Origin of the sequence: Mycobacterium appelbergii (assembly GCF_032883035.1) — a bacterium.
In the GTDB taxonomy this organism is placed as follows: Bacteria; Actinomycetota; Actinomycetes; order Mycobacteriales; family Mycobacteriaceae; genus Mycobacterium; species Mycobacterium appelbergii.
This window is the reverse complement of the sequence record NZ_JAMQTH010000010.1, coordinates 270,908-281,642: the sequence shown is the minus strand read 5'-3', so window position 1 is coordinate 281,642 and position 10,735 is coordinate 270,908. Positions and strand designations below refer to the sequence as shown.

Annotated in this window: 13 protein-coding genes; 6 read left to right on the top strand and 7 right to left on the bottom strand. The window is 65.4% G+C overall.

Annotation, left to right across the window (positions count from 1 at the left end; all coding sequences use genetic code 11):
* Positions 1-148: 148 nt before the first annotated feature.
* Both M1247_RS23815 and M1247_RS23810 read right to left on the bottom strand, forming a co-directional pair.
* Entirely contained in the window at positions 149-646 is a 498-nt protein-coding gene (locus M1247_RS23815) for a methylated-DNA--[protein]-cysteine S-methyltransferase (RefSeq protein ID WP_317158854.1), read from the bottom strand.
* Positions 646-2,145: an AlkA N-terminal domain-containing protein gene (locus M1247_RS23810; RefSeq protein WP_317158853.1), complete on the bottom strand. Its 1,500-nt coding sequence runs from the start codon at positions 2,143-2,145 to the stop codon at positions 646-648. The genes M1247_RS23815 and M1247_RS23810 overlap by 1 nt, the downstream gene beginning before the upstream one ends.
* Positions 2,146-2,232: 87 nt before the next feature.
* On the opposite strand from M1247_RS23810, the gene glsA reads away from it, so the two are divergent.
* Entirely contained in the window at positions 2,233-3,510 is a 1,278-nt protein-coding gene (glsA, locus tag M1247_RS23805; RefSeq protein ID WP_317158852.1) for a glutaminase A, read from the top strand.
* Here the strand turns inward: glsA and M1247_RS23800 are convergent.
* From M1247_RS23800 to M1247_RS23785, 4 genes are all read right to left on the bottom strand, one after another.
* On the bottom strand, positions 3,485-3,997 hold the full coding sequence (locus M1247_RS23800) for a DUF417 family protein (protein WP_317158851.1): 513 nt from the start codon (positions 3,995-3,997) through the stop codon (positions 3,485-3,487). The genes glsA and M1247_RS23800 overlap by 26 nt on opposite strands.
* Positions 3,998-4,015: 18 nt before the next feature.
* Positions 4,016-4,225 (bottom strand): hypothetical protein, encoded by a 210-nt coding sequence (locus M1247_RS23795; RefSeq protein ID WP_317158850.1) that lies wholly within the window; start codon positions 4,223-4,225, stop codon positions 4,016-4,018.
* A complete protein-coding gene (locus M1247_RS23790; protein ID WP_317158849.1) occupies positions 4,222-4,839 on the bottom strand; it encodes a sigma-70 family RNA polymerase sigma factor in 618 nt (205 codons plus the stop codon). Before M1247_RS23790 ends, M1247_RS23795 begins: the two co-directional genes overlap by 4 nt.
* 135 nt (positions 4,840-4,974) lie before the next feature.
* Positions 4,975-6,579 (bottom strand): adenylate/guanylate cyclase domain-containing protein, encoded by a 1,605-nt coding sequence (locus tag M1247_RS23785; RefSeq protein WP_317158848.1) that lies wholly within the window; start codon positions 6,577-6,579, stop codon positions 4,975-4,977.
* Positions 6,580-6,625: 46 nt separating this feature from the next.
* Between M1247_RS23785 and nucS the strand changes: the two genes are divergently transcribed.
* Together nucS and M1247_RS23775 are read left to right on the top strand one after the other, a co-directional pair.
* A complete protein-coding gene (gene nucS / locus M1247_RS23780) occupies positions 6,626-7,300 on the top strand; it encodes an endonuclease NucS (protein ID WP_317158847.1) in 675 nt (224 codons plus the stop codon).
* Complete coding sequence (locus M1247_RS23775; protein WP_317158846.1) at positions 7,300-7,581, top strand: Rv1322 family protein; 282 nt, start codon at positions 7,300-7,302, stop codon at positions 7,579-7,581. The genes nucS and M1247_RS23775 overlap by 1 nt, the downstream gene beginning before the upstream one ends.
* A 10-nt stretch (positions 7,582-7,591) precedes the next feature.
* Here M1247_RS23775 and mce read toward each other — a convergent pair whose 3' ends face one another.
* Positions 7,592-8,065: a methylmalonyl-CoA epimerase gene (mce, locus tag M1247_RS23770; RefSeq protein WP_317158845.1), complete on the bottom strand. Its 474-nt coding sequence runs from the start codon at positions 8,063-8,065 to the stop codon at positions 7,592-7,594.
* 84 nt (positions 8,066-8,149) lie between these two features.
* Here mce and M1247_RS23765 point away from each other — a divergent pair, with 84 nt between their 5' ends.
* The 3 genes from M1247_RS23765 to M1247_RS23755 are packed head-to-tail and all read left to right on the top strand — an operon-like array spanning position 8,150 to position 10,681.
* Positions 8,150-9,328, top strand: a complete 1,179-nt coding sequence (locus M1247_RS23765; RefSeq protein ID WP_317158844.1) for an acetyl-CoA C-acetyltransferase — start codon at positions 8,150-8,152, stop codon at positions 9,326-9,328.
* Between the two features lie 47 nt (positions 9,329-9,375).
* On the top strand, positions 9,376-9,771 hold the full coding sequence (locus M1247_RS23760; RefSeq protein WP_317158843.1) for a DUF3817 domain-containing protein: 396 nt from the start codon (positions 9,376-9,378) through the stop codon (positions 9,769-9,771).
* A gap of 13 nt (positions 9,772-9,784) precedes the next feature.
* A complete protein-coding gene (locus tag M1247_RS23755) occupies positions 9,785-10,681 on the top strand; it encodes a tetratricopeptide repeat protein (protein WP_317158842.1) in 897 nt (298 codons plus the stop codon).
* The last annotated feature ends 54 nt before the right edge of the window (positions 10,682-10,735 follow it).

Sequence of the window (10,735 nt, the reverse complement as noted above, 5' to 3'; positions counted from 1 at the left end):
CCCGGAAGCTAAGCCTGCCAGCGCCGATGATACTACCCCTACGGGTGGAAAAGTAGGACACCGCCGAACACAAATTAAAGTCCTGAGCCCCCCAATTTCGATTGGGGGGCTCAGGCATTTCTATATGTTTTTCTTCATCGGCATTTTCTCAATTGAACAATGCCGGCGTCGCACGGCTTTTCTCCAGATCCAACAATGCACGTTTGCGCTCCAGGCCGCCCCCGTATCCGGTGAGGCTGCCATTCGAGCCGATGACGCGATGACACGGCACAATGATTCCGATCGGGTTATGGCCGTTTGCCAATCCGACGGCCCGGAATGCGCCAGGTGAACCGATCTCCCGGGCGATGTCGCCATACGTACAAGTTTCGCCATACGGAATGGATTGCAGCGCCGTCCACACCCGGCGCTGGAATGGTGTACCGACCATTTCCAACTCGAGTTCGAACACCGTTCGTTCGCCGGCAAAGTACTCCGCTAACTGCTCGACGGCCTCGGGAAACGCGTCCTCGTCAGGATTCCACCCGCTACGGCTGGGCTCATAGGTCTGATCCACCATGCGAAGGTGCATCAACCGGTCCTCACGGCCGGCCAAGGTGAGCGGACCGACCGGACTTTCCACGGTGCGGCATCGCAGTGTCGTCATCACTTCTCCTGTTGATTCGGCTTCGGGGGCCAGTCATTCACCGCGTGGTCCAGTGTGGTCCACAGGTGTTGTGTGGCGTAGGCCCGCCAGGGCCGCCACCGCGTGCTGTGTGCCAAGAGTGCGGCAGGTTCGGCCGGCAACCCGAGCTGTTCGGCAGCCACCCGGACGCCGAGGTCGGTGACCGGAAACGCGTCAGGGTCGCCGAGACCGCGCATGGCGATCACTTCGGCGCTCCACGGCCCGATGCCCGGGAGAGCCAGCAGCTGAGCGCGGGCCCGATCCCAATCGCAGCCGGGATCAAGCACAAGCTCACCTTCCGCCAATGCCCGGACCATCGCGTTCACTGTTCGGCGGCGGGCGGCAGGCATCGCGAGATGACCGGGGTCGATTTCTGCCAGTTCGGTGACGCTGGGAAACACATGGGTGAGGCCACCATGGGCGTCGTGCACCGGCTGACCGTATGCGGCCGCGAGCCGCCCTGCGTGGGTGCGGGCGGCCTTGATCGAGACCTGCTGGCCGAGCACAACCCGGATCGCCAGCTCGGATTCGTCCACTGTGCGGGGGATACGCTGCCCAGGCGCTTTTGCGACCGCAACGGCGAGATCGGCGTCGGCGCCGAGGGCTTCGACGACCGCCTCCGGATCGGCATCGAGGTCCAACAGGCGTCGGCACCGGGCGATGGCCGCCGACAGGTCACGGAAGTCGTCGAGCACCAACTCGCATCGCACGTGGTCAGGGCGGGGGCTGAGCCCCACAATGCCGTTGCCGTGCGGCAACCGGAGTGTGCGTCGGTAGGTGTCCCCGCGGACCTCCTCGACTCCCGGCGCGGCGCTCGCGGCCAGATGCCCGAACAGTCCCTCGAACGCAAACGGCGTCCGCACCGGAAGCCGCAGTGACAGCACGCCGGATGAGGAACTGTCCTGAGGGGAGAAGCGGGACCTGGCGCGTCGGCGCAGATCTGTCGGGGTCAGGGCGCAGACCGCCCTGACCGTGTCATTGAACTGCCGGATACTGGCGAATCCTGAGGCGAAAGCCACGTCACCGAAGGGCAATTCGGTGGTCTCGATGAGCACCCGTGCGGTCTGGGCCCGCTGCGCTCTGGCGAGGGCCAGTGGGTTGGCGCCCAACTCGGCCTGCATGATCCGCTGCAGCTGTCGCGTGGTGTAGCCGACCCTGGCCGCCAGGCCGGTGACGCCTTCCCGGTCCACCGCACCATCGGCGATCAACCGCATGCACCTCGCGACGACGTCGCCGCGTACGTTCCACTCGGGGGAACCGGGTGAAGCGTCGGGGCGGCACCGCTTGCAGGCACGGAAGCCGGCCGCCTGTGCCGCCGCGGCAGTGGGGTAGAACCGCATGTTGCGGGCGAACGGAGGGCGGACCGGACAACTCGGCCGACAGTAGATTCCGGTGGTCAGCACGGCGGTGACGAACCAACCGTCAAACCGGGCGTCCTTCGACTGGACTGCGCGGTAGCAGCGGTCGAAATCGTCATGCATACCTGCAACGATTACACGACCACACCGACAACACTGGCGGAAAACCGACATCGTCGTGGGGCAGCCGGCCCCGGATACACTGCACCCGTGGCCGAGTTGGTGCAGCGATACCTGGACCAGATCTGCGCCGAGCACAGCGGTTTGCATGACGGCGAGCTGGCGGGCTACATCCCCGAGTTGGCCACTGTGAACCCGGACGGTTTCGGGCTCACATTGTCCGCCTCTGACGGGTACGTCTATGAATCCGGCGATACAGCAGTCGAATTCACGATCCAGTCCATCTCAAAGCCGTTCACCTACGCGCTGGCGATCGACCAGATCGGTGAGGCGGCGGTGGATGCCAGGATCGGTGTGGAGCCCTCGGGTGAGGCGTTCAACGAGATCAGCGTCGACAACGTCACGAAGACGCCCAAGAATCCGATGATCAATGCCGGTGCGATCGCGGCCGTATCGCTGGTGCCGGGCGCCGACCCCGACGAACGGTTCGCACGCATCCATGACTTCTATTCAGCGTGTGCCGGGCGTCGGCTCGACATCGACCAGGACGTATATACGTCGGAGAAGTCCACCGGTAACCGCAACCGCGCGATCGCCTACATGCTGACGAGTTTCGGCGTACTGCAGGGCGATCCTGACGAGGTGCTCGACGTGTATTTCCGGCAGTGCTCGATCAAGGTCACCAGCACCGACCTCGCCAGGATGGCCACCACGCTGGCGCGCGGTGGGTTCAACCCGGTCACCGGGCAGCGGGTGACCGACGCCCCGGTGGTCCGGCGCACGCTCAGTGTGATGGTCACCTGCGGCATGTACGAGGCTGCAGGCGACTGGGTCAGTGCGGTGGGGATGCCTGCCAAAAGCGGGGTCGGCGGCGGCATCGCCGCGGTATTGCCCGGGCAACTCGGAATCGGGGTGTATTCGCCGCGCCTGGATGCCAAGGGCCACAGCGTGCGTGGGGTGCAGGTATGCCGGAGTCTGTCTGCCCGGTTGGGACTGCATTTCCTCACCGTCAGCAGGGAATCGTCGTCGGCATTGCGGGCCGTCTATGACAGCGGCCCCGGCATCCGGGTGTACGAGATTCAGGGTGATCTGTTGTTCACGGGCGCCGAGCAGGTGCTGCGCACCGCTTCGCGCGACTGCCAGGACTTCGACGTGGCGATCCTGGAGGCGACCGGAGTCGACGAGATCGATGATGCGGCCCGGGCCATGTTGACCGGTATGCGGGCCAGCCTGGCCGGCGCAGGCAAGGAGACCTACCTGGTCGACCCTGACGGCCGGGTGGTGTCCACCGATCGGGGTGGCGATTACGACGGCACCGTGTTCCGCACACTCGACGAAGCGATCAGTGCTGCACGTCAGCTGATCTGAGGCCACCGGCCACCGGTCGCGCAATGCCCGCACGTGCGGCCTGCAGTGATTCGCCCAGGCTCCAGAGTGCGACGCCGATGAGCACCAGGTCCTTCAGGAGGAACTGGCCGGGCAGACCCGAGAGCACGGGGATCGGACCAGCGTGGGCGGCGATCACGCCCGGTGTGGTGAACAGAAAGCTCAACGTCCCAAGGAACAGCACGATGGCCATGCCACTACCCACTGCTGATGCCCGCGCAGACAGCGGCCGCAAGGCGATGAGGACTGCCGCCACGATTTCGGCCGTACCAAGGGCGACGGCCACCGTCGTCACGCTCAAGAAGTCGTACAGCCAGCTCATCAATGGGCTGTGCTCGATCAAGGTGCGACTTTCCATTTTCACGTACTTGCCCACGCCGATCCACGCCAGCACCACGACCAGGCCGTACCGGCTGACCGCCTGCCCGAAGGCTGTGAGGCGAATCCGTGAGTCATCCGCGCCGGACAATGTTCCTCCTGTGGTCGATCATTGGTTGAGGATGGCGGCGAGCAGTCCGTCGAAGTCGTCGGCGCAGGGCCCGCAGGCGAGCAGGTGCGCCACGACGCCGGGATGGTGCCGCGCCCGTTCTTCAGCAGGTAATTCGACGAAGATGTGCAGAACCGCCATCGCCTCATCGCAACCGACGTCGCGTGGGTCGGTCGTCAGGAACCGGTTCAATCGGGTCAAATCGGTCACGGTTCGTCCCATGCAACGTGGTCGGTCAGATAGTGATTGGCGACAAGGAAACCGCGGATCTTACGTCGCGCCTCGAAAATTGTTTTGTAGATGGCGTTTCGGTTCACGCCGAGCTTGATGACGAGGGCGTCGAGCGGTATCCCTTTGACGACTATCTCGATGAACAACCTGCGCTGTCGTTCGGTGAGGGTGGTCTCCACAGCGTGCTGGATGGCGGCCATCAACTCGGCGGCTTCCGCATGCAGGCTGGGGTCGATCCCGAAGCGTTCGGGCAGCCGGTCCCAGTCCTCGGGCTGCAGCGCCACCTGGGGCTTGCGCCAATAGTGTCTGCCGATCTTGTTCGAGACCTCGAGGATCACGAACTTGTACGCCCACGTGGTGAACCGGCTCTCGCCGCGAAAGGTGTCCAGCTTGGCCAGAACGGCGAGAGTCGCGTCCGAGGCCGCCTGCGCCGCGATGTCGTCGAGTTCGACGCCGCTGACGGGTGTCTGGCGACGGCGCACCTCGTGGTGGGCTACCCGCAACAGCCGTTCGTGGAGTCGGCGGATTGCGTCATCGCGCGGACCGCCGGTGGCATGGAGCAGCCGCAACCAGTCCTCGGACTCCGCGTCCACACCACACTCCTTCGTCCCGCTGGGAGCCGACAGTGCCCCGATGGTTAGCGTCACCGTCGGTCGCCGTCTTACCCGTCGAATTCGAGGAACTCCGTCGCGCAGTTGCGGGTCTGCTACCTGTAGAAGCCGACCTGATCAGACCGGTACCGCCAGGCGGGTCGGTTCGTCGAGCCCGCGCAGCGTCACGGTGTCGCCCAGCGACCAACGGGCCTGCTCTGTAGCACCGGCATTGGCGATGGTGTCCGATGACGCCACCAGGTGACCGGGGACGGACTTGGCGAACTCGCACAGCCGGGACGCCTCGTTGACGGGTTCGCCGATCACGGTGTACTCGAACCGTTCTTTGGCGCCGACGTTGCCTGCCACCACCTGGCCTGCCGCCACCCCGATACCGGCGTCCAGTTCGGGCATCTCGACGCGCAGCCGGGAGGCTATCGCCCTGGCTGCGGCCAGCGATTCGTCCTCGGCGTTCTCCAGCGAAACCGGGGCGCCGAATACGGCCAGCACCGCGTCGCCTTCGAACTTGTTGACCAGGCCGTGATGGCGGTCGACCTCGTCGACGATCACGGCGAAAAACCGGTTGAGCAGCGCGACGACCTCGACCGCGGGGCGGTTCGCCACCAGCCGCGTGGAACCGATGATGTCGACGAAAACCACTGCGGCATGGCGTTCTTCGCCACCGAGGACGGGCTTTTCCTGCTCGGCCAGTAAGGCGACCTCGCGACCGACGTGGCGGCCGAACAGGTCGCGCACGCGCTCGCGTTCGCGCAGTCCGCGCACCATCGAGTTGAAGCCGCGTTGCAGCTGTCCCAGTTCGGTGCCGTCGAACACCACCAGATTGGTGCTCAGATGCCCCTGCTCGACCCGGTTGAGTGCGGCCCGCACGACGCGCACCGGTGTCACGGTGAGCCACGCCAGGATCCACATCAGGATGAATCCGAAGACCAGCGCGAACAACGCGAGGATCATCACGGCGACGGTGAACTCGGTGGGGCTGAGGTTCTGCAGCACCAGGTTGATCAGAGCGGCCAGGAAGATGCCCAGCACGGGTACGCCGGACCCCAGCGCCCACACCAGCATGGTGCGGCCCATGAGTCCCTCGGCCATCCGTCGTGGTGGCTTGCCCGCCTCCAACGCCTGGGCCGCCACCGGGCGGAGGGCGAACTCGGTGAACAGATAGCAGCTTGCCGAGACCACGATCCCGGGAAAACTGATGCCCAGCAGCCACTTCGGGATGTAATTGGTGTCGACCAACCCGTAGAGCGTGGTCAACAGGACAGCTCCCACACCCCACAGGAACAGCAGTACCCGCGTCAGCCGCCACGGCGCGAAGAATGTGTTGCGCTGGTCTTCCTTGGTCGGCTTGCGCTCCTCGATGGCCCAGCGCACGTTGTCGAACACCCGCCGCGTGGCCCAGAAGATCCCGATCACCAGCGCGGCGGAAATGTACACGGGAACCGCGATGAACGTGATCCACCGAACCTCCGGCTCGAACACGCTGGGGGTGGGGACCGCGACCATGACCACCAGGGTCGCCACGCCGATCCCGATGAGGTTGGCGATGATGACGAACGTCGTCAGGATGATCTGGATACGTATCCGCCGTTTGCGCTGGCTCTCCGACACCCGTCCCAATACCCAGGATCCGTACTCCGGCGTGACCGGGAGCCTGCTGCTCTGCCGGGTGACCGTCTCCAGCACGCGGCCCAGCCGGTGGGCGACCGATTTGTCCGCGTTCATGGTGGCGTCAGCCTAGTTCGTCGCGGGTGCCCCTAAGGTAGATCGGGTGCGCCTTGTCATCGCCCAGTGCACTGTGGACTACGTAGGTCGGTTGACCGCTCATCTTCCGTCGGCTCGTCGGCTGCTGTTGTTCAAGGCCGACGGCTCGGTGAGCGTGCATGCCGACGACCGCGCCTACAAGCCACTGAACTGGATGAGTCCTCCCTGCTGGGTCACCGAGGAAACCCCCGATGATGCGGTGCCGGTGTGGGTTGTGCAGAACAAGGCCGGTGAGCAGTTACGCATCACCGTCGAGGATGTCGAGCACGATTCCCAGCATGAACTCGGTGTCGATCCCGGTCTGGTCAAAGACGGGGTGGAGGCGCATCTGCAGAAGCTGCTGGCCGAACACGTCGAGTTGCTCGGCACGGGCTACACATTGGTGCGTCGGGAGTATCCGACGGCCATCGGGCCGGTGGATCTGCTGTGCCGCGACGAGCTGGGTGGTTCAGTGGCCGTGGAGATCAAGCGGCGCGGCGAGATCGACGGTGTCGAACAGTTGACCCGCTACCTCGAGTTGCTCAACCGGGACAGCGTGATCGCCCCCGTAGCCGGTGTGTTCGCCGCCCAGCAGATCAAACCGCAGGCCCGCACGTTGGCCACTGACCGCGGTATCCGTTGTGTGACATTGGACTACGACGGGATGCGCGGCATGGACAGCGACGAGTACCGGCTGTTCTGATGCCGCGGCGGCGCAGAGAACCTCGTCGGCTGCCGCCGCTACCGGCGTCGCGTCGAATCGAGGCGGGTCCGGACGGTTATCAGTACGAGGTGCGCTCGATTGCGGCGTCGCGCGCCACCAAGACCTACCGCTGTCCGGGATGTGATCACGAAATTCGTTCCGGGACCGCACATGTGGTGGCCTGGCCGGTGGAACTGGGGGACGGTGAGGATCGGCGGCACTGGCATACGCCGTGCTGGACCAACCGGGCCACGAGAGGCCCGACGCGTAAATGGTCGTAAGGGCGTCGGCTCAGTGTTCGTCGTGAGCCGGTTCGACCAGCTCTACGAGCACGCCACCGGAATCCTTCGGGTGGATGAAGTTGATGCGTGAGTTCGCGGTGCCGTTGCGCGGTGCGTCGTAGAGCAGCCGCACGCCGTCGCTGCGCAGCCGCTCGGAGAGTGCATCGATATCGCTGGTCCGGTAAGCCAGCTGCTGCAGGCCCGGGCCGCGCTTGTCGAGGAACTTGGCGATGGTCGAGTTCTCGTCCAACGGGGACATCAATTGGATCTGAGCGCTGCCCTTGGGTGCGCCACGCACCGAGAGCATCGCTTCACGCACGCCCTGCTCTTCGTTGATCTCCTCGTGCAGCACGATCATGCCGAGATTGTCGTGGTACCACTTGATGGCAACATCCAGGTCGGCGACCGCGATGCCAACGTGGTCGATCGCCGTCACCAGCGCGGTGCTGAGCAGTGGACGGGCATCAACCTGATCGGCGGTCATAACGTAACGGTAACCTTTAACTGAATGGTTGCGGTATGTGATCGGCCACACAGCTCTTACAAGAACACCCCCTGGAGGTAACACATGACCACGTCAGTGATCGTTGCTGGAGCTCGTACTCCAGTGGGCAAGCTGATGGGTTCGCTCAAAGATTTCTCGGGTAGCGATCTCGGCGCGATCGCCATCCGCGGCGCCCTGGAAAAAGCGGGCGTCGACGCTTCGGCCGTCGAGTACGTGATCATGGGCCAGGTGCTGACGGCCGGCGCGGGGCAGATGCCCGCCCGGCAAGCCGCGGTGGCGGGCGGTATCGGCTGGGACGTTCCTTCGCTGACCATCAACAAGATGTGCCTGTCCGGCATCGATGCCATCGCGCTGGCCGATCAGCTGATCCGGGCCGGTGAATTCGACGTCGTCGTGGCGGGTGGGCAGGAGTCGATGACCCAGGCCCCCCACCTGCTGCCCAAGAGTCGCGAAGGGTACAAGTACGGCGACGTGACCGCGCTCGACCATCTGGCCTACGACGGGTTGCACGACGTGTTCACCGATCAACCGATGGGTGCCCTCACCGAGCAGCGCAACGACGTGGACAAGTTCACCCGCGCCGAGCAGGACGAGTTTGCTGCCCAATCGCACCAGAAGGCCGCCGCGGCGTGGAAGGACGGTGTCTACGCCGACGAGGTGGTTCCGGTCTCCATCCCGCAGCGCAAGGGCGATCCGATCGAGTTCGCCGAGGATGAGGGCATCCGCGCCAACACCACCGCCGAGTCACTGGGCGGCCTGCGGCCGGCGTTCCGCAAGGACGGCACGATCACCGCGGGCTCGTCATCGCAGATCTCCGACGGCGCGGCGGCGGTTGTGGTGATGAGCAAGGCCAAGGCGCAGGAGCTGGGCTTGACCTGGCTGTGTGAGATCGGCGCCCATGGGGTGGTGGCGGGCCCGGATTCCACGCTGCAGTCCCAGCCCGCCAACGCGATCAAGAAGGCGATCGCGCGCGAGGGCATCACCGTCGACCAGCTCGATGTCGTGGAGATCAACGAGGCATTCGCGGCGGTATCGCTTGCCTCGACCAAGGAGCTGGGCATCGACCCGGCGAAGGTCAACGTCGACGGTGGCGCGATCGCCATCGGCCACCCGATCGGGATGTCGGGTGCCCGGATCACGCTGCACGCCGCTCTTGAACTGGCGCGACGTGGCTCGGGCTACGCGGTGGCCGCACTGTGTGGCGCCGGCGGGCAGGGCGATGCGCTGATACTGCGTCGCTGAGAGCTATCCACGACGCTGTGTAGTAGCTAGCGTGTCGCTCAGGCACAATGGCGGCTATGACAAGCTCTTTTGACCTGCGTTCGGTTCCAGGTTGGTTCCGGCTCATCGCGCTGGCCGAGGCCGTCAGCTGGGCCGGACTGCTGGTCGGGATGTATTTCAAGTACCTGGGTAGTCCACGTACCGAGGTCGGCGTGAAGGTTTTCGGCCCCATTCACGGCGGCGTCTTCATTGCCTTCGTCGTCGCCGCAGTGCTGGTCGGGATCGCGTTCAAATGGGGTATTGGCACCTGGGTGCTGGCGTTGCTGGCGAGCATCGTGCCATTGGGTAGTGTGATCTTCCTCATGTGGGCCGACCGGACCGGCCGGATGGGCGTTACCGCGGGCGCTGAACGTGGCCCGGCACTGGCCTCGCAACCGGGCGCAGCCGTACCAGAATCGACGTGACAGACTTGATGGCGTGACTCGTCCACGTCCTCCCATCGGGCCGGCCCTGGCCGGCGCCGTCGACCTCTCGGCACTCAAACAGCGCCCGGCGCCTGCCGGCGACGGTCCCGCGCCCGCCGGTCCTGGCGGCATCGAGGTCACCGAAGCCAATTTCGAAGCCGAGGTGCTGACCCGGTCCAATGAGGTACCCGTCGTGGTGCTGCTGTGGTCGCCACGCAGCGATGCCAGCGTGCAACTGGGTGACGCCCTGGCCGGTCTGGCCGCCGCGGACGGCGACAAGTGGTCGCTGGTCGTGGTGAATGTCGACACCACACCGCGGGTGGCGCAGATGTTCGGCATCCAAGGCGTGCCGACGGTGATCGCGTTGGCAGCAGGTCAGCCGATCGCCAGTTTCCAGGGCCCGCAACCCGCCGAGCAGCTGCGCCGGTGGGTCGATTCCCTACTTGACGCGACGGCGGGCAAGTTGAGCGGCGCGGCCGATGACGAGCAACCCGAACAGGTGGATCCCGCACTGGAGCAGGCCAGGGACCACCTGGACAACGGCGACTTCGATGCGGCGCAGACCGCCTATCAGGCGATCCTCGACGCCGACCCGAACCATGCCGAAGCCAAGGGCGCGGTGCGGCAGATCGCCTTCCTGCAGCGCGCCAGTGCCCAGCGGCCCGATGCGGTCGCGGTTGCCGATGCCGCGCCGACGGACATCGAGGCGGCGTTCGCCGCGGCTGATGTGGAGCTGCTGCAGCAGCAGATCCCGGCGGCATTCGATCGGCTGATCGCACTTGTCAAACGCACGTCCGGGGATGAGCGGACCGCAGTGCGTACCCGGTTGATCGAGCTGTTCGACCTGTTCGATCCGGCCGACCCGGCCGTGGTGGCCGGCCGGCGCAACCTCGCCAACGCCCTGTACTGACCCCCGTTCCCCCGGCGAGCAGACAGTTGGGTCCCCAAAACCACGCGTTTTCGG